The organism is Nitrosomonas sp. Is79A3 (genome assembly GCF_000219585.1).
Lineage (GTDB): Bacteria > Pseudomonadota > Gammaproteobacteria > Burkholderiales > Nitrosomonadaceae > Nitrosomonas.
Genome location: NC_015731.1, coordinates 2,084,858 through 2,108,674, shown reverse-complemented (window position 1 = coordinate 2,108,674; position 23,817 = coordinate 2,084,858). Strand labels below are relative to the sequence as shown.

General features: G+C 43.4%; 22 protein-coding genes and 1 tRNA gene. 20 read left to right on the top strand and 3 right to left on the bottom strand.

Features of this window, described 5'->3' with window-relative positions:
• The first annotated feature begins 82 nt into the window (after positions 1-82).
• The 9 genes from lepA (at position 83) to lpdA (ending at position 8,606) form a co-directional block, all read left to right on the top strand.
• The gene (lepA, locus tag NIT79A3_RS09665) at positions 83-1,879 is read left to right on the top strand and encodes a translation elongation factor 4 (protein ID WP_198009422.1); all 1,797 of its coding nucleotides are present in this window, start codon (positions 83-85) and stop codon (positions 1,877-1,879) included.
• 91 nt (positions 1,880-1,970) lie between these two features.
• Positions 1,971-2,774, top strand: coding sequence for a signal peptidase I (lepB, locus tag NIT79A3_RS09660; RefSeq protein ID WP_013966015.1), 804 nt, complete (start codon positions 1,971-1,973; stop codon positions 2,772-2,774).
• A gap of 34 nt (positions 2,775-2,808) precedes the next feature.
• Entirely contained in the window at positions 2,809-3,180 is a 372-nt protein-coding gene (locus NIT79A3_RS09655; RefSeq protein ID WP_013966014.1) for a DUF4845 domain-containing protein, read from the top strand.
• A 14-nt stretch (positions 3,181-3,194) separates the two neighbouring features.
• Entirely contained in the window at positions 3,195-3,911 is a 717-nt protein-coding gene (gene rnc, locus NIT79A3_RS09650) for a ribonuclease III (protein WP_013966013.1), read from the top strand.
• Between the two features lie 38 nt (positions 3,912-3,949).
• A complete protein-coding gene (gene era / locus NIT79A3_RS09645; protein WP_013966012.1) occupies positions 3,950-4,843 on the top strand; it encodes a GTPase Era in 894 nt (297 codons plus the stop codon).
• Between the two features lie 48 nt (positions 4,844-4,891).
• Entirely contained in the window at positions 4,892-5,617 is a 726-nt protein-coding gene (gene pdxJ / locus NIT79A3_RS09640) for a pyridoxine 5'-phosphate synthase (protein ID WP_013966011.1), read from the top strand.
• Positions 5,614-5,991, top strand: coding sequence for a holo-ACP synthase (acpS, locus tag NIT79A3_RS09635; protein ID WP_013966010.1), 378 nt, complete (start codon positions 5,614-5,616; stop codon positions 5,989-5,991). Before pdxJ ends, acpS begins: the two co-directional genes overlap by 4 nt.
• Positions 5,992-5,993: 2 nt before the next feature.
• Positions 5,994-7,046 (top strand): beta-N-acetylhexosaminidase, encoded by a 1,053-nt coding sequence (nagZ, locus tag NIT79A3_RS09630; RefSeq protein ID WP_013966009.1) that lies wholly within the window; start codon positions 5,994-5,996, stop codon positions 7,044-7,046.
• 99 nt (positions 7,047-7,145) lie between these two features.
• Positions 7,146-8,606: a dihydrolipoyl dehydrogenase gene (gene lpdA, locus NIT79A3_RS09625; protein ID WP_013966008.1), complete on the top strand. Its 1,461-nt coding sequence runs from the start codon at positions 7,146-7,148 to the stop codon at positions 8,604-8,606.
• 76 nt (positions 8,607-8,682) lie between these two features.
• On the opposite strand, the gene NIT79A3_RS09620 is transcribed toward lpdA, so the two are convergent.
• Positions 8,683-9,126: a hypothetical protein gene (locus NIT79A3_RS09620; RefSeq protein ID WP_013966007.1), complete on the bottom strand. Its 444-nt coding sequence runs from the start codon at positions 9,124-9,126 to the stop codon at positions 8,683-8,685.
• A gap of 337 nt (positions 9,127-9,463) precedes the next feature.
• Between NIT79A3_RS09620 and NIT79A3_RS09615 the strand changes: the two genes are divergently transcribed.
• The 7 genes from NIT79A3_RS09615 (at position 9,464) to grxD (ending at position 14,929) form a co-directional block, all read left to right on the top strand.
• Positions 9,464-10,243: a carbonic anhydrase gene (locus NIT79A3_RS09615; RefSeq protein WP_013966006.1), complete on the top strand. Its 780-nt coding sequence runs from the start codon at positions 9,464-9,466 to the stop codon at positions 10,241-10,243.
• Between the two features lie 96 nt (positions 10,244-10,339).
• Positions 10,340-10,416, top strand: a tRNA-Val gene (locus tag NIT79A3_RS09610).
• A 300-nt stretch (positions 10,417-10,716) separates the two neighbouring features.
• Positions 10,717-11,217, top strand: coding sequence for a CreA family protein (locus tag NIT79A3_RS09605; RefSeq protein ID WP_013966005.1), 501 nt, complete (start codon positions 10,717-10,719; stop codon positions 11,215-11,217).
• Positions 11,218-11,346: 129 nt separating this feature from the next.
• Complete coding sequence (hemA, locus tag NIT79A3_RS09600) at positions 11,347-12,600, top strand: glutamyl-tRNA reductase (RefSeq protein WP_013966004.1); 1,254 nt, start codon at positions 11,347-11,349, stop codon at positions 12,598-12,600.
• On the top strand, positions 12,597-13,676 hold the full coding sequence (gene prfA, locus NIT79A3_RS09595) for a peptide chain release factor 1 (RefSeq protein WP_013966003.1): 1,080 nt from the start codon (positions 12,597-12,599) through the stop codon (positions 13,674-13,676). The genes hemA and prfA overlap by 4 nt, the downstream gene beginning before the upstream one ends.
• Before the next feature lie 22 nt (positions 13,677-13,698).
• A complete protein-coding gene (gene prmC, locus NIT79A3_RS09590; protein ID WP_013966002.1) occupies positions 13,699-14,535 on the top strand; it encodes a peptide chain release factor N(5)-glutamine methyltransferase in 837 nt (278 codons plus the stop codon).
• An 85-nt stretch (positions 14,536-14,620) separates the two neighbouring features.
• Positions 14,621-14,929, top strand: a complete 309-nt coding sequence (grxD, locus tag NIT79A3_RS09585; protein WP_013966001.1) for a Grx4 family monothiol glutaredoxin — start codon at positions 14,621-14,623, stop codon at positions 14,927-14,929.
• 66 nt (positions 14,930-14,995) lie between these two features.
• On the opposite strand, the gene NIT79A3_RS09580 is transcribed toward grxD, so the two are convergent.
• Entirely contained in the window at positions 14,996-15,415 is a 420-nt protein-coding gene (locus tag NIT79A3_RS09580; protein WP_013966000.1) for a YqaA family protein, read from the bottom strand.
• A gap of 621 nt (positions 15,416-16,036) precedes the next feature.
• On the opposite strand from NIT79A3_RS09580, the gene NIT79A3_RS09575 reads away from it, so the two are divergent.
• A complete protein-coding gene (locus tag NIT79A3_RS09575) occupies positions 16,037-17,992 on the top strand; it encodes an SIR2 family protein (protein ID WP_013965999.1) in 1,956 nt (651 codons plus the stop codon).
• Between the two features lie 14 nt (positions 17,993-18,006).
• On the opposite strand, the gene NIT79A3_RS09570 is transcribed toward NIT79A3_RS09575, so the two are convergent.
• Positions 18,007-18,906, bottom strand: coding sequence for a LysR family transcriptional regulator (locus NIT79A3_RS09570; RefSeq protein ID WP_013965998.1), 900 nt, complete (start codon positions 18,904-18,906; stop codon positions 18,007-18,009).
• 105 nt (positions 18,907-19,011) lie between these two features.
• On the opposite strand from NIT79A3_RS09570, the gene metE reads away from it, so the two are divergent.
• From metE to NIT79A3_RS09555, 3 genes are all read left to right on the top strand, one after another.
• A complete protein-coding gene (metE, locus tag NIT79A3_RS09565) occupies positions 19,012-21,306 on the top strand; it encodes a 5-methyltetrahydropteroyltriglutamate--homocysteine S-methyltransferase (RefSeq protein WP_013965997.1) in 2,295 nt (764 codons plus the stop codon).
• Between the two features lie 76 nt (positions 21,307-21,382).
• The gene (locus NIT79A3_RS09560) at positions 21,383-22,126 is read left to right on the top strand and encodes a CADD family putative folate metabolism protein (protein ID WP_013965996.1); all 744 of its coding nucleotides are present in this window, start codon (positions 21,383-21,385) and stop codon (positions 22,124-22,126) included.
• 578 nt (positions 22,127-22,704) lie between these two features.
• On the top strand, positions 22,705-23,739 hold the full coding sequence (locus NIT79A3_RS09555) for an IS630 family transposase (protein WP_013965995.1): 1,035 nt from the start codon (positions 22,705-22,707) through the stop codon (positions 23,737-23,739).
• The last annotated feature ends 78 nt before the right edge of the window (positions 23,740-23,817 follow it).

Sequence of the window (23,817 nt, the reverse complement as noted above, 5' to 3'; positions counted from 1 at the left end):
ACTGCCAATACAATATTTTAATTTCCGGCTTGGCAATGTTAATTTCCCCTATCACTAGGAATCTATTTTTATATCTCATATCCTGATGCAGCATATCCGTAATTTTTCCATCATTGCACATATTGATCACGGCAAATCCACATTGGCGGATCGCATTATTCATTTATGCGGCGGCCTGTCCGATCGTGAAATGGAAGAACAAGTGCTGGATTCCATGGATTTGGAGCGTGAACGAGGCATTACCATCAAAGCACAGACTGCGGCGTTGCACTATAAGGCAAGAAGTGGTGAGACTTATTTATTGAATTTAATTGATACACCCGGGCATGTTGATTTTTCGTATGAAGTTTCTCGTTCACTTGCAGCATGTGAGGGAGCGCTTCTCGTTGTGGATGCATCACAGGGTGTTGAGGCGCAGACAGTTGCTAATTGTTATACCGCGATTGAGCAAGGTGTTGAGGTTGTCCCAGTTTTAAATAAGATTGATTTGCCGGCTGCCGATCCTGAACGCGTTATTGGCAACATTGAGGAGGTAATTGGCATTGATGCGCATGATGCGGTTAGAGTCAGCGCAAAAACCGGAGAAGGTGTCGAGGATGTTATAGAAGCACTGATTGCAAAAATTCCCGCACCGAAAGGAGATCCTAATGCACCGCTAAAAGCGTTGATTATCGATTCTTGGTTTGATAATTATGTTGGCGTTGTTATATTGGTCAGAGTCATGGATGGGACAATAAAGCCTGGTGATAAGATTTTACTGATGGCCAGCAAGGCAGTGCAGCTGTGTGAGCATGTGGGTGTGTTTGTGCCCAAATCACTTTACCGTGAAACGCTAAGCGCGGGAGAAGTTGGTTTTATCATTTCCGGCATCAAAGAATTGGATGCGGCAAAAGTAGGTGATACGGTAACATCAGCAATCCGTCCAGCTGAAACACCGTTGCAGGGTTTTAAAGAAATAAAGCCGCAGGTATTCGCCGGGTTGTATCCCATCGAATCCAATCAATATGATGCTTTGCGTTCAGCACTGGAAAAACTGAAACTAAACGACTCATCACTCCATTTTGAACCAGAAGTATCCCAAGCGCTTGGTTTCGGTTTTCGTTGCGGTTTTCTTGGCTTGCTGCACATGGATATCGTGCAGGAGCGGCTAGAAAGAGAATATGACATGGATTTGATTACTACTGCTCCGACAGTGGTTTATCAGATACTGATGCGCGATGGCACGATAATTGAAATTGAAAACCCATCAAAAATCCCTGATCTTTCTAAAATCGCTGAGATTCGTGAGCCCATAATTACTTCAACGATCCTAGTACCAGAAGAATTTGTTGGCGCAGTGATTACATTGTGCGTTAGTAAGCGCGGTAATCAAACGAATATGCAGTATATGGGTAAACAAGTCATGCTCACCTATGAAATGCCTTTAAACGAAGTCGTGATGGATTTTTTTGATCGTTTGAAATCGACCAGCCGCGGTTATGCTTCGTTAGATTATGAATTCAAAGAATTTCGCGCTTCAGATTTAGTGAAACTGGATATCTTGATTAATGGCGAGAAAGTCGATGCGTTATCTTTAATTATCCATCGAAGCAGCAGTCAATATCGAGGCCGCGAGTTAGTGCAAAAAATGCGCCAATTAATTCCTCGTCAGATGTTTGATATCGCAGTGCAGGCAGCGATTGGCGCGCATATTATTTCGCGTGAGACGGTTAAGGCGTTACGTAAGAATGTGTTGGCAAAATGTTACGGTGGCGATATATCCCGTAAACGAAAGTTGCTGGAGAAACAAAAAGCAGGTAAAAAGAGAATGAAACGGGTTGGTAATGTAGAAATTCCGCAAGAAGCATTTCTGGCAATTTTGCAGGTTGATAATAAATAATGAATAGTAAAAGTACAGTTCGCGTATTGAATTCTGAATTAGAGCTGAATCGCTTTAATGCGATATTTAATGTGTTATCAAAGGAATCAAAATGAATTTTCCTTTGATTCTGTTTGTGCTGCTAGTAATCACCGGTAGTATTTGTTTATTAGATTACCTGTTTTGGAAGAAAAAACGCGCGGCAGGTGAAAGTGAGCCTTGGTGGGTAGAATATCCTAAAAGTTTTTTTCCAATCATTCTGATTGTTTTCAGTCTGCGCTCATTTGTCATCGAACCATTCAAAATACCTTCTGGTTCAATGATACCGACATTATTAGTCGGTGATTTCATTCTGGTCAATAAATACACGTATGGCATTCGTCTTCCAGTTCTCAACAAGAAAATCATGGATATGAATGAACCCAAGCGCGGCGATGTACTGGTATTTCGTTATCCGGAGGATCCATCGATTGATTACATCAAGCGAGTCATCGGCTTACCTGGCGATGTGATCACTTATCATAATAAACAATTGATTATTAATGGTGAGGTGATAAAAATGGAATACGAAGGCGATTACAAATATGTTGAATCTGGGTTTGGATATATTTATTCCGACAGATTTTCCGAATATTTGAACGAAGATAGCCATTCCATTCTGATTAATCAGGAAGTGAAAGGGCTTCAATATTCCAATGTCAGGGAATTTGAGTTTCGAGATAACTGTAAGTATCGCCGTACAGGGTTTACTTGTGAAGTACCGGCAGGAAGATATTTTACCCTAGGCGATAATCGCGACAGCAGTAGCGATAGCCGATATTGGGGTTTTGTTCCAGAAGAGAATATCGTTGGTAAGGCTTTTATAATTTGGTGGAATTTTGGTGATTTTGGTCGAATTGGCCTGTCTATAAAATAATACTTGAAGCTTTCTCTTGGGTGAGGAGTAATGCATGAGATATCACAAGTCGCTACAGAAACAACAAGGCATCAGTTTGTCCAGTTTGCTGGTGTGGTCTGTGATCTTGATTTTGATTGCTATTTCCGGTTTGAGAATTGCTCCGGCTTATATTGAGTATTCCACGATCCAAAAAAACTTAACAGCGATAATCAAGGACACTAATTCGCAGAGTATGGATTTGAATCAGATAAGACTATCGTTTAATAAACGCGCTTCAATTGATAATATTAAATCCATTAGCGGGCAGGATATTAAAATCAATAAGGAAAATGGCCGTATTGTTTTGAGCGCAGAATATACAACAAAAATTCCACTCATTGCCAATCTATCATTAAATATAGATTTTGAAGCCATTAGCGATTGATATCAGGCAATACGATGCCACATGACACAATACCAAGTAATTATCAATTTTTACTCGATACATTCTGCAATCGCATAGGCTATTCTTTTACAGAACGTAAATTGCTGCAAGAAGCACTGACACATCGAAGTCATAGCGCATTTCACAACGAACGCCTCGAATTTCTGGGCGATGCTGTATTGAATTGTGCAATTGCCGGGTTAATTTATAAATACTTTCCGGATTTACCGGAAGGGCATTTATCACGGCTTCGCGCCAATTTTGTTAATCAGCAGGCATTATCTGATATGGCGCTTAGTTTGCAGATGGATAAGCTGATAAGATTAGGGGAAGGCGAGTTAAAGAGCGGCGGCTGTCAGCGCCCCTCCATTCTGGCTGATGCTTTGGAAGCGGTATTGGGTGCCATTTATTTGGATAGTAATTATGCACGGGCTGAAGATGTCATTAGGACGCTTTACTTACCATTTATGCAAAGTATTGATTTTAGAACACAAGGCAAAGATCCCAAAACTTTATTACAGGAATTCTTGCAAAGCCAGAAAATGGCATTGCCGGAATATGTTGTGGTTACAACTAGTGGCAAAGCACATAAACAGAAATTTAAAGTGGAATGTGTGATACCTATGTTTAATATTCGCACCTTAGGCGAAGGTGCGAGCCGCCGTAGTGCAGAGCAGGCAGCAGCAAAATTAGCCTATGAAGAAGCATGTCCGCATCATGATTACTCCTAAAATGAATGTTACTACGTTAATAGCTATGATTTGTCAGAATGACCACTGAGGCCAATTTTCGAACTGGCTACATTGCTATTATTGGCCGGCCAAATGTTGGTAAATCGACATTACTGAATAAGTTGCTGCAGCAGAAAATCAGCATCACCTCCAAGAAAGCACAAACCACTCGTTTCCGTATTAACGGCATTTTAACGGATGAACAAACACAATTTGTTTTTGTTGATACACCCGGTTTCCAAACGCAATATACTAACCGTTTAAATACTGCAATGAATCGTGTGGTAACGCAAAGTATGCAAGATGTGGATGTTATTTTGTTTGTTATTGAAGCAATGCATTTTGATCAACGCGATCTAGCCGCCCTAAAAATTCTTCCAAAGAATGTCCCGGTTATTTTAGTAATCAATAAAATTGACAAGCTGGCTGACAAGAATCAATTGTTGCCATTCTTAAGTAAGATGTCGAAAACATTCGAATTTGCAACTATTATACCGGTTAGCGCCATACATAAAATGCAATTGCCAGAGCTGCTTACTACAATCCGCACCTATCTGCCAGTTAACCGGCCCTTGTTTGATAAAGATGAAATAACGGACCGCAGTCAGCGATTTATTGCGGGAGAATTTATTCGTGAGAAATTGTTTCGTTTGGTCGGTGATGAAATTCCTTACTCAACCAGTGTCGTGGTGGATCAATTTAACCTGGAGGGTGATTTGCACAAGATTTATGCAACTATCCTTGTTGAAAAATCGAATCAAAAAGCGATTATTATTGGAAAGAAAGGTGAGAAATTAAAGCAAATAGCCAGCCAGGCACGTAAGGATATGGAGTTGCTAGTGGGGGGTAAAGTATATCTGGAGGTCTGGGTAAAAGTGAAAAGCGGATGGGCGGATAGTGAAAGTGTATTGAGAAATCTAGGTTATGAATAAACAGATCTAAGTTATTTTTACTGGCTGGCATTTTGGGAAACTTAAATTATGATTGAATTAGGCGTCAATATTGATCATGTGGCTACATTACGACAGGCACGAGGAACCAGCTATCCGGATCCAGTAGAAGCGGCACTGATCGCTGAATCAGCCGGTGCTGATGCCATCACATTGCATTTGCGTGAAGATCGCCGCCATATTCAAGATCGCGATGTGGAGATTCTGCGTGACCGGTTAACAACAAGAATGAATCTTGAAAGTGCCGTGACTGAAGAAATGATCGCTATTGCACTTAAAATAAAACCGCATGATATTTGCCTGGTGCCTGAGCGGCGTGAGGAGTTGACGACAGAGGGCGGGCTTGACGTCGTGAAATATTTTGATCAGATAAAACGTGTCTGCCAAAAATTAGGGGAAGCGGGAATACGCGTTTCACTTTTCATCAATGCCGATCCGCTACAAATCAATGCAGCGGCTCGCGCCGGTGCGCCCGTCATCGAGATCCATACGGGTAGTTATGCCGATGCAGTTACTCCGGAAGCGCAAGAAAAGCAATTTTCCGAAGTAAAGAAGGCGGTTGCAATGGGCATTGATCTTGGTTTAAAAGTTAATGCCGGGCATGGTCTGCACTATGTAAATGTTCAACCGATTGCTGCCCTACCGGAGATATCCGAACTGAATATCGGTCACGCTATTGTTGCCAGAGCTATTTTTGTTGGTTTTAAGCAAGCAGTTCATGAAATGAAACAACTCATGCTTGAGGCGCGTGAATGATCTATGGCATTGGAACCGATATTGTAGAATCGTCTCGGATTGCACAATCGCTGGATCGTTTTGGAGAACGGTTTGCGCGACGTATATTAACCGATAGCGAATGGGCGGAATATCACTCAAGCAGTAAGCCCGTTTTGTTTCTAGCCAGCCGCTTTGCTGCCAAAGAGGCACTGTCTAAAGCGATGGGAACAGGTTTGCGCCATCCGGTTAATTTGACTTATATTACGATTACCCATGATAACTTGGGAAAACCGTTTTTTGAATTTCATCCTGAACTCAATCAATTAATCAACGACAAAGGTATTACGCAACATCATCTCTCCATCAGTGATGAAATAAATATGGCTTGCGCTTTTGTCGTACTGGAGAAGTAATTATGTCACTTGGACCAGTGATGCTCGATATCGCCGGTACACAACTGACCGAAGATGACATAAAAAGACTTTTGCACCCGCTCACGGGTGGCGTCATACTCTTTGCACGAAATTACTCCAACAATCGCCAGCTGACGGAATTAACGCAACAGATTCATGCGTTACGAAACCCCCATTTGCTGATCGCAGTTGATCACGAAGGTGGCCGGGTTCAGCGTTTCCAGAAAGACTTCACACGATTGCCTGCCATGCGTGAATTAGGGAAAATCTGGGATAAGCAACCCACCCGTGCACGCCATCTTGCAAAACAGGTTGGCTTTGTTCTAGCTGCGGAGTTAAACACCTGCGGTGTGGATTTCAGCTTCACGCCGGTACTGGATCTTGATCATGGGCAAAGCTGTGTTATCGGTGATCGTGCTTTTCACCATGATCCTAACGCGGTTTCAGCTCTCGCGCATAATCTAATGCTTGGTCTCAGAAAGGGCGGCATGTTGGCGATAGGAAAACATTTTCCAGGTCACGGCTATATCCAAACCGATTCGCACCTGGAAAAATCAATTGATCAGCGCCGGTATATCGATATTGAAATGAATGACCTCATGCCATTCAAACACATGATTGATTCAGGATTGGCTGGAATAATGCCGGCACATGTGATCTATCCAGAAATTGATCAAAAACCTGCTGGCTTCTCGACAATTTGGCTACAAAAAATTTTACGTGCGGAATTACAATTCGAAGGTTGTATTTTTAGTGATGATTTGAGTATGCGTGGCGCTGGCGATTATCTGGAATCAATGCTTTCGCGGGCACAAGCAGCGCTCACCGCAGGTTGTGACATGATATTGGTTTGCAATAATCCCGCAGGCGCAGATGAAATTTTAACCGGATTGCATTGGGAGATGCCGGCGACAAGCCTTTCTCGCCTTGCCCGTATGCATGCCAGGAATAATTTTGGTTCACTGACAAAATTGCACGAAAATGGTGAATATGTCCAAGCAGTGCGTGAGATTGGCGCGATTGGATGTGAAAGTCAGGAACTCCCATTTCAGTAGACTTGTTATTTAGCTATCAAAACGAATCATAAACAACACAATCTGTTTTAATTTAAAATCACTTCATCATTAATAAGATTTTTTCATAAGGTTTTAATCATGTCAGAAACGTTTGATGTAGCAGTTATTGGTGCGGGCCCAGGAGGGTATGTTGCGGCGATCCGCTGCGCACAGCTTGGTTTGAATACGATTTGTATCGATGAATGGAAAAATCCAAAAGGTAAGGCAAGTCTTGGCGGTACCTGTTTAAATGTAGGTTGTATTCCATCGAAAGCTTTGCTGGAATCTTCAGAAAATTATCATCATACAAAACATAAGTTATCCGCTCACGGTATCACAACGGAAAATGTATCCGTGGATGTTCCCGTCATGATTGCGCGCAAAGACAAAATTGTTACCACGTTTACTACCGGTATTGCCTCGTTATTTAAGAAGAATAAAGTTAAGTCGATGCATGGCAAAGGAACACTATTAAAGCGGGAAGCGTCTGCAACTACTTGGCAGATAAAAGTTGACGATAGTGGCAATACTGAAACAGTTCAGGCAAAGCATGTCATCATAGCAACCGGCTCGGTACCCCGATCGTTACCATTCGCACCGATCGATAATGACAGGATCTTGGATAATGCCGGTGCTTTAGCGTTAACGGAAGCACCCAACCGGTTGGGTGTTATTGGTGCAGGTGTTATCGGCCTGGAAATGGGTAGTGTATGGCGCCGGCTAGGGGCAGAAGTTACCATTCTGGAAGCGATGCCCGGATTCCTGATGGCGGCTGATGAACAGGTCGCCAAAGAGGCTAAGAGCCTCTTTGCCAAAGAATCCGGTTTACAGATCAATACCGGAATTAGCATCAAATCGATCAAAACATCCAAGAATAATGTGGTTGTTAATTACAGCGATTCCAGCAATCAGGAACAGATCTTAGAAGTCGATAAATTAATTATCGCCATTGGCCGCATTCCCAATACCACAGGATTGGGCTTTAAAGATAACGGTTTGCTATTGGACGAGCGCGGATTTATTGCGGTTGATCAATACTGCCGCACCAATCTGACTAACGTTTATGCGGTGGGAGACGTGGTGCGCGGCCCAATGCTGGCGCATAAAGCATCTGAAGAAGGTGTGGCCGTGGCTGAAATGATCATGCATTTTGAGAAAGGCCGGGTTAGTGAAAATGAGACAGTCGATTTTAATATCATACCCTGGGTTATTTATACCGCACCCGAAATTGCCTGGGTAGGGAAGAATGAACAGGAATTGAAAGCTGCGGGCATCACCTATAAAGCCGGGCAGTTTCCCTTTATCGCTAATGGGCGTGCACGCGCCATGGGCGAGACCAGCGGGTTTATTAAAATATTAGCAGATGAAAAAACGGATCGTGTGTTGGGAGTTCATATGATCGGGCCGCATGTTTCAGAACTTATCTCAGAAGCGGTAATGGCGATGAAATTTTCGGCCAGCAGTGAGGATATTGCTTGTATTGTTCATGCTCACCCATCCTTATCGGAAGTGTTTCATGAAGCTGCTCTTGGCGTGGATAAGCGTGCTTTGCATATCTAAAATTCGAATAACGTAATTTCTTTTATTTTTGCACTACTTATCCAAGTTTATTGCGTGTTATTGCGGCGTTTTGATTCTAGAAGCAATGTTTCTTATCGGGATCAACGCTGCAAGACCAACGTAAATGATGCGTGCCAGCGATCTTATTTACTAGATATTCAGCTTTTAATTGCTTATTTTGTTCGGTTGTTAGAGAAACTTTTTCCGGTATAAAACGCTCTTGGCTCCAGAACCTGATTCTGCAAAATTCGGTATCGGAGGGGCAAATTCTATTGATAGCAGCGCTATAAATAGTTTTATCTGTATAAACACTATGGTCAATAAGTACCATGTGAACGAATTTTCCAGAAGTGCCTATCTCAAGAGAACGAACAACTCGCCACCCATTACCACTCTCCAATTGTGATGAAGGTTCAGCAGCGGGGGTGTCGTGTGAATGGTCTTCTCCCTCGTGGGAAAAGACACTATACGGCATGGTAAGTATCAAAAATAATAAAACGCTTGGTAATAGCTTGTACATAAATTCTCCCTGGCAAATGCCAATTCATTATTTATAAATGTAGAATTCTTATTCTGTGTTAACACATTGCTTCCAGATCAATTTTCTTTTACTGGATAACGCTTGCAGCGGGGCAGTATACTCGAAATTCAGTTTTTGGACATTATTGACAATTTGGCTTTACGTGATATCACGTGATAGTAATCAATCAAATGAAAAGACAGAGTATGTTGCCTTTCTTAAATAGCCGCCAGATTCAGTAACTAGCTATCGCAAAGCCAAACCTGACTTAACAATCGATCGTACCAAAAGGTATAAAATTGATTACTTTAGTTAATTCTGAACATGGGGCGTTAATATGTGTTATCGATGCGAACAAAAAAATAATAATCAGACCGAAGACTGTAATTTAAATGTCAGCAAGCGATCGTTTCTCAAGTTATCTGCAGCAACTGCTTTAGGCCTTGGAATGATTCGTGCGGAGATCGCAAATGCCAGTGCGAGCAAATCCGCTAATACTTCCCGCGCACTTCCACCGAAACCGGAAAATGTTTTAACACCAGATCAAGCATTGGAAAGACTGATGCAAGGCAACGAACGCTATGTTTCTGGGAAATCCAAGCCATTGGATTTTCATGATATACAATCAGCTTTGATTGGCGGTCAAAATCCGTATGCCACAATACTGGGTTGTTCTGATTCCAGAGCCAGTCCGGAGCATTGTTTTGACGAAGCGCAGGGCGATCTTTTTGTTGCGCGCGGGGCCGGTAATTATTTGACTAACGATAACATAGCTACTATTGAATATTCGGTTGCTGTTCTGAACACGCCATTAATTATGGTTCTTGGCCATGAAAGTTGCGGTGCGGTGAAAGCAGCAATGGATGCGGTTGATCATCACAAACATTTTCCGGGTCATATCCAATTATTGGCCAGTGCAATTGCTCCTGCTGTCAGAGCGGTGAGTGATACATCAAGCAGCCGATTAATTAATGTAACTAAAATGAATGTCATCATGACAGTCGAAAGACTGCGAAGCAAAACACCTATCTTGGATTTCTACCACGACCAAAAGAGAATTCGCATTGTGGGCGGCATTTACCACTTGGATAGCGGTAAAGTTGAACTTATTGCGTGATTTTCTGCTAGCGCGTAGTTGTCTAACATTATTTTAGCTGCAAATGCACATATCATTTGTAGCAGTTAGCTGTTTCGGTTAGAATCCGCTCTTCCCAGGCGCGTAGCTCAGTTGGTTAGAGCACCACCTTGACATGGTGGGGGTCGTTGGTTCGAATCCAATCGCGCCTACCAGATTTCTGAGTATTACCATTCTGTTATTTCAGTTAATCCATTTTAGATTCATAAGCATATCCATAACTAACCGGATACACCATTCGCACAGACTGGTCGGATTGAAAATATTGTTAAAAATATTTACTTTGAATTTTAAAGCTTAATAATATGAAAATGAAACTAACTCGTTTCGTTAGACTCAATATTCAAATGATTTAAGACGGATCAGGTAATCGTTATGCAACGTATGTTTAAGGAAGCACCGCATTGGATGCAAATATTGAAAATTGAATGTTTCAAGTCATTAGGAGAGAATCTATGCAATGTCAGGTAAATATTAAAAAACAAAACGCATTGAATGTCTTGTTGACTCTGATCTTAATTCTATCGACGTCCAGCATCGTTGCGGGAGAACAAATTGGGAGTGTTTCAACCAAATTCAAAATGTTGGGAGCCAACGATAAGATTGTTATTGAAGCCTTTGACGATCCTGAGATTGCGGGAGCGACCTGTTATTTAAGTCGAGCTAAAACAGGAGGGGTTAGTGGCGTAGTGGGTATTGCTGAGGATACTTCCGATGCCTCTATCGCCTGCCGTCAGATTGGACCGATTTCTTTACCGGAAAAAGTTAAGAATGGTCAGGAAGATGGTAAAGAAGTTTTTAAAAAAAGCACATCGCTATTGTTTAAGTCACTACAAGTAGTTCGGTTTTATGATGCAAAAAGAAATGTTCTAGTTTATTTGACTTATAGCGACCGGATTATTGAGGGTTCGCCTAAAAATAGTATTTCAATTATTCCGATTACACCATGGCACTAATGGAATTGTTGTGCAGTAGACAAGGAATATAAAAATAAATGTTTTTCATTGATGGTATTTAAGGGATCCTAATATTATAATGCTTAGCTATTTCTTACCATTTGCTCTCATAGACTAACATTATCTTTCATGCAGTTATTCGCCTTTGGTATTAATCACAATACTGCTCCGCTGGATGTGCGTGAGCAGGTTACTTTTCCTGAAAATACAATGGAGCACGCATTACGTGATCTGGTTGGGCGAAACCCCATCAAAGAAGCGGCTATTGTATCCACTTGTAATCGTACCGAGGTTTATTGCTGTACGGACAAACCGGAAGACGCCATGTTTTGGCTGGCGGATTTTCATCATCTCCAGACCGGTGAGCTGGATCCCTATTTATACAAATTCCCGCGCGAGCAAGCGGTGAAGCATGCATTCCGCGTTGCCAGCGGATTGGATTCTATGGTGCTGGGTGAGCCGCAAATACTGGGTCAGTTAAAAAGCGCTGTAAAATCAGCAGAACATGCGGGCACTCTGGGTTTAATGTTGCATAAACTGTTTCAACGAACATTTTATGTCGCCAAGGAAGTCCGCACATCGACTGAAATTGGCACTAATTCGGTATCGATGGCTGCTGCTGCTGCACGTTTGGCGGAACGGATTTTTGGTGATATCAGCGATCAACGCGTTTTGTTTATCGGTGCTGGGGAGATGATTGAATTATGCGCCAATCACTTTGCCGCACGTAATCCAAAAAAAATCACTGTTGCTAACCGTACAACGGAACGTGCTGAAGCATTAGCCAGTCGTTTTAATGCACAGGCTATAACCTTGAGCGATTTGCCGGAACAGCTGGCACTCCATGACATTGTTGTAACCTGTACCGCAAGCCCTTTACCGATACTCGGTAAAGGCATGGTTGAACGCGCGATCAAGATACGTAAGCACCGGCCTATATTTATCGTGGATTTGGCCGTGCCGCGCGATGTTGAATCTGAAGTGGCGGAGTTGGATGACGTATTTCTTTATTATGTCGATGATTTATCCGAAATCGTAAAAGAAGGTCTGGATTCGCGTCAAAGTGCAGTTGCTCAAGCTGAAACCATTATTGATTCCAATGTGGTGGATTTTATGCGCTGGCTGGCGACACGAGAAATGGTTCCGACCATTCGTGCATTACGTGACCAGGGTGAACGTTATCGCCGTCATGAACTGGCGCGAGCAAGCAAGCTATTGGAAAAGGGTGAAGATCCTAAGAAAGTGATTGAATCTCTGAGTAATAGTCTTACTAATAAATTCTTACATGTGCCTTCCAGTGTGTTGAATCATGCAACGGCTGATGAACGCGAGGAATTAGTCGAGTTGATTAATCGACTCTACCAATTGCACCGCCCGCAATGAACAGAAATATCACGGACAGGCTCACTCGCTTGAGTGTGCGTTTGGAAGAATTAAATCAATTGCTGAGCAGCGAATCCGTGACTTCCAATCTGGATAACTATCGCAAGCTCACACGGGAACATGCTGAGATTGTTCCGATTGTTGAACTCTACCGAGCTTACCAGCTCAGTGAGCGCGACATACAAACCGCACGGGAAATGCATGCCGATCTGGAAATGCGTTCTTTTGCGGAAGCTGAAATACAGGCCGGAAAAGAAAAGCTTGTTAAGCTGGAATCGGAAATTCAGAAACAGCTACTCCCGAAAGATCCCAATGATGAGCGCAATATTTTCCTGGAGATACGCGCAGGAACAGGGGGAGATGAATCTGCTCTATTTGCCGGTAACTTGTTTCGTATGTATTCCCGTTATGCGGAAAGACGCAGCTGGCAAGTTGAGATTATTTCACAAAGCTTGTCTGAGATCGGCGGGTATAAGGAAATTATCGCCAAAATCATTGGGCAGGGCGCGTATTCCCGGCTTAAATTCGAATCCGGCGGCCACCGCGTGCAACGCGTACCTGTTACCGAAACGCAAGGACGCGTGCATACCTCAACGTGTACCGTAGCTGTTATGCCGGAGGCGGATGAAGTCAGTGAAGTGGTGCTAAATCCTGCTGAGTTGCGTATTGATACTTATCGTGCCTCTGGTGCAGGCGGTCAGCATATTAATAAAACCGATTCGGCGGTGCGCATAACCCATTTACCGACTGGTATTGTCGTGGAATGTCAGGATGGGCGTTCGCAACATAAAAACAAAGCGCAAGCGCTGAGTGTGTTGGCTGCCCGTATTCATGACAAACAAATGCGAGCGCAACATGCCGAACAAGCCGCCACGAGAAAGTCGCTGGTAGGGACTGGCGAGCGATCGGAACGGATTCGTACTTATAATTTTCCTCAAGGGCGTGTGACGGATCATCGAATTAATCTGACTCTCTATAAAATGGATCAGATTATGGATGGTGACATCGATGAACTATGTTCGGCATTAATGGCTGAACATCAGGCAGAACTATTGGCAGCCTCGGTACAAGAGTAGTTAATCTTGCCAATGTGAGGCTATGCAACCAGGAACCATAACACAGGCATTAACATCGGCGTGTCGAGGGATTGATCGCGTAGACGCGCGGTTGCTGTTACAGCATGTGTTAGATGTAGAGCATGCTTTTTTACTGACTCATCCGGATAAAGTACTAACTTCGCAACAGACTGATGAATTTTCCCGTTTGGTTAAGCGGCGCAGTGAGGGTATGCCAGTTGCCTATCTGATTGGGCGACGAGACTTTTATGATCTGACTTTTAAAGTCACGGAAGCGGTTTTAATACCCCGCCCGGAGACTGAATTGCTGGTTGAATTGGCATTGAAACTAATACCGGACAATCAGTTTTGTAAGGTACTGGATTTGGGAACGGGCAGCGGCGCAATCGCTATTACTATCGCAAAGCATCGCCCGCAATCACAAATAACTGCGATTGATTTGTCATCGGAAGCTATTTCGGTATCCCGGTGGAATACCGCGAATCTGGAAGTGAATAATATTTCTCTTAGAACAGGAAGCTGGTTCGATGAACTTTCCGGGGAGAAATTTGATCTGATTGTATCAAATCCGCCGTATGTGGCAGAAAATGATCCGCACCTGCAACAAGGTGATTTGCGTTTTGAACCGCAAATGGCGCTGTCTACGGGTAACAACGGATTGGCATGTATTCGCCACATTATCGCTACAGCACCGGATTATCTTGTTAATAACGGATGGTTGCTGCTAGAGCATGGCTATGATCAAGCCGCTGCGTGCAGGCGACTATTGGGGGATAGGGATTTTAGTAATATTTGTTCCTACCCGGATTTGGCTGGCATAATGCGCGTAAGCGGCGGTCAATTGAATTTTATAATGTAGTAGTAGGTATTAACAGTCACTACTGACGCTGTTTTTTGTTTTTGTATAAAAACTTTTGGAATGATCTTTTGGAGAAATTAACACTATGAATGTTGAAGATTTAATCGAACAACAAATTACCACACATCCGGTTGTGCTCTATATGAAAGGTACGCTTGATCAGCCGCAATGTGGTTTTTCGGCTAACGCTGTGAATATTCTGAAAGCTTGTGGTGTTGATAATATTTTTTCTGTCGATGTGCTGGCAGATCCGGAAATCAGACAGGGTATTAAGGACTATTCAAACTGGCCGACGATTCCTCAGTTATATGTGAATGGAGAGTTTATAGGTGGTTCGGATATCGTGACTGAAATGTATCAGAGCGGTGAATTACAGAAACTGTTTGAGAATTGATTTCGGTTAAATAATTGAACGATTCAGTTTATTCACACTGACGAATAAACTGAATCGTGCTTCCAATTAGTTGATAGCTGTAGCAATCACCCAATAGCGGGCAAACTTCCCCGCAGCAATAAATACCAAAGCCCATAGCCAGTTGGCTCGTAGCCAACCGGCAGCCACACATAATAGATCACCAATCAGCGGTGCCCAGGATAACAGCAGAATAGGGGTGCCATGCTGACGCACCCATTCCAATCCCCGTGTACTACCTCCCGATTTTTTCAATAATGTTTTTTCATCCGGTAGAAACCGGCCAATTAAATAAGAGCTCATGCCACCCAATGTATTGCCTATAGTTGCCAGAATCAGCGCTTGCCAATGCAGTTCTGGGTATGCCAGCAAGATACCCACGAGTACAGCTTCAGATCCACCAGGAAGCAGCGTGGCTGCGAGAAAACTGCTGGTAAATAAAGCTAAAAGGCTTGATTGTTCGTCCATAATCACTATTGGAATTTAGAAAGTGTGATAGTTTAACCGCATACTCTGTAAAGTAATGAAGATATAGAGGGCGACTGCCTGAAACTCAGTCATCATCGTTCTGATAGTCTCGTGTTCGTGCTGTTGCCCCTGTATTGAGTAATACACCAGAGTGCCTAGTGTTGCCAATTCTTCGGTAATTTTATGGTTTCAAAGATTGTCTCAAAATTCGGCAAACAAGCAGCAGTCGTCTCTGCAACGAGTTGGCAACTTTATTAACGAAGAAAGCATGGGTAAAAATTCCATTTCTTGTGTTTAAATTCCGAATGTATGGAATTTACTATTGAAAAAGAAATTCTTGCTAATGTTGAACGTTGCAAGCAGATAATATATTGACTAATTAAGTATAAGTTAAATTGCTGCTTTTTCTGTAAATGATGAGAAATCTGAGTTAAACCGATTCGATTATCAACTGGAGGTATCAACCTGTTTAATAATGATCAAGAGACTTTTGAGGCGCTCAATTCACTTACAACGATTGCGCGGAATCAAACCCATCCTTTCATAATATGGGTAGGTGCCGGAGTAAGCTCGTGGGCAGGCTATCCGTTCTGGTTGGATCTGGCCGCTGGGATGCACACTATGTTCTCAAGGGAAGAACGTGATTATGATAAGGTCTTGTCGTCTAAGTTACTAAAAGAAGCCAAATATCCCGAGTTATTTGAGCAGATGCGTCTCGTGAACCAGTCTCGATATTTCACATTTCTGTCAGACCGGTTTCGTCCACAACATACAAGCGGAGTGTACAAACGTTTTATAAGGGCACTATGTAAACTTCCGAATGTGTACATTGTTACGACCAACGTTGACGAAGCGCTGGAACACAGTTTACCCGAACATTTTACTATTCAGCGTTCTGACATCGAACGCCTTCCACAACTACTTCATCAACGATCTCGATTTATTTGCAAGCTACATGGTTCAGCCAGTTCAGTAGAGTCCATGGTTTTCTCAAAGAGTGACTACGAGTCGCTCCAATTGAACAATGCTTATCTTGAAGCTATGCGGACAATATTTTCGAATACAACCGTGTTGTTTCTTGGATACGGTTTGCGAGACGAGTACGTGTTTCAAAACCTTCAGACGTGCTCGACTATACGCCCATTATTCGGTACGGGGCCGCATTTCATAGTTACATCGGAAGAACGAAACGAACTTCCTGCAATAGTACGGCGAATACGATATGAAGCTGATGCGACCGACCACCGTGATGTCATTCAGATTTTAGAAGTAATTGCTGACTTCACCCCAAGTCAATCTATACAAACTGCGAACGAGGACGAAAAAACAATTTCTAGTCAGCAAAGCATCTACTATATTGCCGATCTTATTACCCCAGGTACTTGGACAACTTCTCAGACATTTAACTTAGAATCATTTCCGGGCGCTATTCAGCCACATTTGATTGTTGGGGAAGGCTATGTTAACGGTGAGATTGAGCTTTATAACTATTCGGCTTTGCATGATATTGTTGTTGGATTGCTATGTTTCGACATAGTTTGTATATCAATAGACCATTTAGTTCGTGTGCATAATCTTCTTGGTCCCGAAGCGTTTTGGATTTTTGTCGAAAGCGGTTCACTTCGTTTGGTTATCCCTCCGCCGACTCCTTCAGTTTTTTTTGCTGACGAACGATCACCAGTTGGTGATTTAGGATTGATGAGTCAAGGTTCAAATAATAGTTTGTGTGGAGAATTTTCTTCGCTAAGTATATCTGAACGTATCCGTAAGCAGCTTTTGCCCGTTAAAGGTAAGGAGAATGAAGCTGAGAGGCTTTTCCAGCATCTTGAGTCGTCTGTTTTTGATGTGTCGAAAGCGAAGTTATCAGAGTCAGTTGCGGAAAAAACACGTGGAGCACTCATGAATCCTTCAATACGTCGCATGTTAGGGGTTAGTCAAGGCACACCAAGAAATGTTATCCCTCGGTGGTTGTCATTCCCAATTCTCCGGCTTGCCAAAGTGATAAGCAGCGGAATTATCTGTCAGCACATTCAGGCGAGTTCAGCCAGAATGATTTTTGGTAGTGAAAAGTTGGCGAGTGTTGCGTTTTCTACGGTTGAAGCGAAAGAATGGACTGAGAGCGCTGCCAGTTATGTTTTGACAGGGTGTTTCAATTCAGATATCGGAGCAATAATACTAAAAGAACCAAGCTTACTCCTTGGTATACTGAAATTTCGAGAATCTTCGGGTGGAGCGAGCTTTCGTTGCGAAGTTGCACAGCGTCTTGCTGCCGATGATGGAAGTCAAATCGTTACCGCGATCAATGCTGGGCTTAGCCAAGCTCTTCCTCCCTCTATACTCCAGCGAGCGCGCGATCAATTTTCAGGACTTTTTATTCCTCGTAGTACTTCTTCTGTGAATATGCCAATTGTGTGGGGTGATCTTCACAACTCTGAAGAACGAATTGCTCGGTGGCGGAAACGGAGCCGAACCTCGCTAGATGAAGAATTAAGGCATCATAAATTGGGACCATATGACGAGTGCCCGTGCGGCTCAGGAGAGAAGCTAAAGTTCTGTTGTCAAGAAGCTTTGTCTTGATTCTTCTCGAGTTATTATATAGGTGAATTTTTGGCCGTTTTCTGCCCCACCGCGATAAATTGTCGGATATAAGGAATCGTTTTATCCGGTTCCCGCATTGCTAAATACAATTTCTGATACAGCCCTTTCTTGCCAATACGAATTTTATTGAACTTAAAATCTTTGTTTTTAATATCGGCCAGCCATTCAGGTAGTACGCAAACGCCGCGCTGAAGTGCGGTCATTTGTAGCATGATTTCCAATGATTCGATCTGTTTTAGTTTTTCCGGTTCCAGGTGAGCGGGTGTCATGAAATGCGTCAGAATATCCAATCTTTCCAGTGGAACCGGGAAAGTTAATAAGGTTTCTTTGCTCAAAAGCTCAGGGGTGAGTTGTTTACTCTCTGCCAGAGGATGGTTGGCCGCTGCCAGCAGAACCAGTTGATACTCCGCCAGGATTTCATAGCCGATCTTTTCCTTTTTGACCAGATCGGGTGTGATCAATACATCAATATGATGGTTCAGTAATCCTTCCAGTCCGGAAAACTGGAATTTCTGCACGATATCAATATCGATGCCGGGCATTTGTTGCATGTATTGTCCAATGACGCCGGTGAGCCATTCAAAACAGGGGTAGCATTCCACGCCGATGCGCAAAATGCCTTGCCGGCCTTCGCTGTAGGCTTCGAGCGTTTTTTCTGCCTGTGATAATACTGGCAATACCTGATTGGCTACATCCAATAGCAGAGTGCCCGCTTGAGTTAGGCGCAGGCTGCGGCCTTCGCGTTCCCATAGCGCTACTCCTAACTTCTTTTCCAGATAGCTGATTTGATGCGATAAGGCCGGTTGGCTAAGACATAGCGCATTGGCAGCTTCAGTGAGTGTGCCGTTTGCATGCAGGGCTTGAATGATTTTCAGGTGACTGTGTTCGATCATCTATAAGGAAACCTTATTAGAATATTAAATCTTATCATTATTATTCATTACTCATTGTTCATACAATAGCCGAACTTTTATTATTCTATGAGTGGTGATTGAATCATGGTAACAACGCACAGTCTGGGGTTTCCGCGTATCGGCAGAAAGCGAGAGTTAAAATTTGCTTTGGAGAAATACTGGAAAGGTGAAATTTCTGAACAAGCCTTATTAGAAATCGCAATCGAGCTTAGAGCACAGCACTGGCAGGATCAAGCCGGGCTTGACTGGATTCCGGCGGGTGATTTTTCGTTATACGATCATGTTCTGGACACCAGTTTTATGTTGGGCAATATTCCGGCGCGCGTCAGTGGATTACCGGGTAGTGCGATAGACAACTATTTTCGGGTAGCCAGGGGACGCTCGGTCAATGACGATTCTGCCAGTTCCTGTGTCAATGCCGGTGAAATGACAAAGTGGTTTGATACGAATTATCATTACATCGTACCCGAGTTTGAGAAAAATACGTGTTTCTCACTGAATTCCAGTCATTTGCTTGAACAGATTCAGCAAGCCAGGGAAACCCGTCATCAAGTCAAACCGGTCATTCTCGGTCCGGTTACTTATTTATGGTTGGGAAAATCCAAGGATGGTACCGATAAGCTTGATTTGTTGGATGATCTGCTAAATACCTACGCACAATTGCTGCATGAGTTAGAGAATTCAGGCATCGAGTGGGTACAGATCGATGAACCCATATTGGTAATGGAATTGGCTGCGGAATGGAAGCATGCTTTGAGAAAAGCTTATTATCAGCTACAGGCCACACCCATCAAACTGCTATTAACGACGTACTTTGGGCAACTGCAGGATAATTTGCAATTAGCCTGCGAACTGCCGGTTGATGGATTGCATCTGGATGCCATCACGGCCAAAGATGAAATTGCCAAGGTAATTGATTGGTTGCCAACGCATAAAACCCTCTCTTTGGGCGTTATCAACGGGCGTAATATCTGGAAAACTGATTTATCGGCAACACTGGATTGGCTGGAACCTATCGCTGCACGCTTGCAGGAGCGGCTGTGGCTTGCGCCATCCTGTTCACTGCTGCATGTGCCTGTTGATCTGGATAATGAACAGAGGTTAGATACGGATATTCAGTCTTGGCTGGCGTTTGCTGTGCAGAAGTTAAATGAAGTTGAAGTTCTGGCAAAAGCACTGAATCATGGCAGAGAGAGTGTTGCTGAAATATTGCAGGAAAATTATGTAGCGATTACCAGCCGCAAGCAATCCAAACGCGCACATCAGGCAGCCGTAAAAGCGCGTGTGCTTGAAATCAATGAAGCGATGGGGACGCGTCAATCACCCTATCATCAACGCACAGTCGTGCAACGGAAAAAATTTCAACTGCCGCTTTTCCCCACTACAACCATTGGATCTTTCCCGCAAACACAGGAAATTAGACAAACTCGCCATGATTACCGCGAAGGCAAGTTAACAGAATCAGAATATCGTCAGGCGATGCAAAATGAAATTAAGCGCTGCGTGCAAGAGCAGGAGGCGCTAGGATTGGATGTTTTGGTGCACGGCGAACCCGAACGCAATGATATGGTGGAGTATTTTGGCGAACAATTGTCTGGCTATGCTTTTACTCAGTTTGGCTGGGTGCAATCGTACGGGTCACGCTGTGTCAAACCGCCAATTATATTTGGTGATATCTCACAATCTCAGGCGATTACTACCGAATGGATTCAATACGCCCAATCATTAACCGAGAAACCGATGAAAGGCATGTTAACCGGGCCGGTAACCATGTTGAATTGGTCATTTGTGCGTGATGATCAATCGCGCGCAGATACCTGCGTGCAATTGGCGCTTGCGATTCGCGATGAAGTGATCGCTTTGGAGAAAGCGGGTATCCGGATTATTCAGATTGATGAGGCAGCATTACGAGAAGGGTTGCCGTTGAGAAAATCGCAATGGAATACCTATCTTGACTGGGCCATCCGCGCATTTCGTATAACTGCGAATGGCGTTAAAGATGAAACGCAGATTCATACGCATATGTGTTATTCAGAATTCAATGACATTATGGAAGCCATTGCTCAAATGGATGCGGATGTCATTACGATCGAGACTTCGCGATCCGATATGGAATTGCTCGATGCATTTGATCAATTTCAGTATCCCAACGAGATTGGCCCAGGCGTGTATGATATCCATTCGCCCAATATACCTTCTGTGGAATCAATCATTCATTTGATGGAGAAAGCAGCGCAACGTATTCCTGCTGAGCGTTTGTGGGTGAATCCTGATTGCGGATTGAAAACGCGTAATTGGGAAGAAGTGAAACCGGCATTACGCAATATGATTGCTGCAAGCCGGTATTTATCCAGCCAAGCTGCGCGCAACGCAGGTTAGCTAAATTTGACTTGCTGATGTTATTTAAGCGATGATATGCAGCATCTTTATCCATCTCGGTTTAAAAGGAGTAATCATGACAACCAATACCCTGCTCAAACAAAAAATTACAGCCATTATCGGTGAAAAGCACCTGCTCAAACATCCTTTCTATGTCGCCTGGACAGAAGGCAAACTGACGCAAGAACAATTGCGCCATTATGCAGAACAATATTTTTATAATGTTTTAGCTGAACCAACCTATTTAAGCGCTGTGCACTTTAATACACCGCATATTCATTCCGAGTCAAACAGCGGTGATATCAGTGTGCGTCAGGAAGTATTAAAAAATCTAATCGACGAAGAACACGGCGAAAAGAATCACCCGGCATTATGGAAAAACTTTGCTTTTGCACTGGGTGCAACTGATAAGAGCTTAGCTAATGCAGCCGCATTACCTAATACTGAGAATCTTGTTTCCACATTTCGCGATATTTGTTTAAATCGTCCATTTTATGCAGGACTTGCTGCGTTGCATGCATTTGAATCGCAAGTGCCTGATATTGCCGCCGTGAAAATTGATGGATTGGCTAAATTTTATGGCATGAAAAATCCTGAAGATTATGAATTTTTCTCGGTACATGAAAAAGCTGATATTTATCACTCACAAGCCGAATGGGCAATCATTGAGCGTTTTGCCGATACATCGGAGAAACAAGCTGAAGTACTTTCTGCTACCAAAGAAGCGTGTGATGCACTATGGAGCTTCCTGGATGGTATCCACGAAACATATTGTGCAAATCTAATATGCGAGAAAAAAGAAGCAGCGGCATTGCACTAAGATTGATTTGAGGTTTTGTTTGTGTAGTATGGCTCTATCCAGTGGATTTTAATCTCATTCGGATTTAAATTATCTGCTTTGAATCTGAACTAATCCACTGAGAGTTTATTTTAAAGCCGTCAAATCATTTGCGCTTTGGCAGCGATTTGACGGAAAATACTTTTTTCACCCGTTTCATATCATTTGTCTTGTGTTTCGAAGTTATTGTCCGCTGTCACAGTTAAGAAGATGGAGCGCCCTTGAGGTGCTCCATCTTCTTTGATACCCTTCTCTATCACCACTACGAAACTACTATTGCACGGCTTTTAGGCGTGTCCATTCATCATTGTCAAGTTTGCAACAACGAACCGAGGTTGCCGACTACTTCTTCATTCAAGCGCATAGTGTTTTCCTTTATGTCCAGTGATACTGTGTCAGAACAATTTTGCTTCCGTAACATCAAGCAGGGGGAGATATTTCCATTCAGGTTCATACGTTATGAAAAAAAACATGCCTCCTCGTTTTTCTTCGGAAAACCACCACTATAGATTCGGCCAATAAATAGTTTGATTTTTGTTGATTTTGCATGTCGTAGGAGGATGGAAAAAATAGATGCAAGAACCTTAAGAGATGAAGCGCTGCATGAACGTCGCCGGCAAGTGATTCGTCTTCACAAGCGAGGCGGGAAACCTGGGCAAATAGCGCAGGTTACGGAGCTGAGCGACACGGCTGTGAAGAAGATTATTCGACTTTATGAAGAAGGTGGTGCAGCTGGACTAAAGCCTGGTAGACGCGGCCGACGTACGGGTGACAAACGCAGCCTAAGCGAAGAGCAGGAGTTGAGATTGCAACGGCTTATTTGTGATAAGCGTCCTGGGCAACTGAAGATGGATTTTGCGTTGTGGAATCGTGGGGCGATAAGACAGTTAATTGAGCAGGAATGTGGCATATCCATGCCGATACGCACGGTGGGACACTACCTCAAGCGTTGGGGATTTACCCCGCAGAAGCCGATCCGACGTGCTGATGAACAACGCCCGGAGGCGGTAAAGCAATGGCTCAATGAGCAATATCCGGATATTGCCAAGCGCGCTCGAACTGAAGGCGGGGAGATTCACTGGGGTGATGAGACAGGATTAGTCAATACGGATGTGCGAGGACGTGGCTTTGCACCCAAGGGAAAAACACCCGTGACCTACGCTCCTGGCACGCGGCAACGGCTGTCAATGATTGCCACTGTAACCAACAAAGGCTGTGCACGCTGGCAGATTATTGATGGAAATTTCAATTCAGATAGACTCATTGAATTTCTCGAACTACTGATCAAGGATGCAGGGAAGAAAGTGTTCTTGATCCTGGATAATTTGAGAGCGCACCACAGCAAACCAGTGAAGGCTTGGCTGGAAGAAAATAAGGAAAAGATCGAATGCTTTTATTTACCCAGCTACAGTCCGGAATTAAATCCAGAAGAAAGATTAAACTCAGATTTGAAGCAGGCTATCGGTTCGAAAGTTCCGGTGCGTACCAAGGAGAAATTACATGCCGCTGTCGATGATCATATGTTGATGCTGCAGAATAATCCAGAGCGCGTTGCTTCTTACTTCCAAGATCCGTACGTAAAATATGCCGCTTAAAACTATTTAATGGCCGGATCAATAATATAGTTATTCTGTGTTTTTTCGGTTTAATCAGGCTATCGATTAATTATTCGA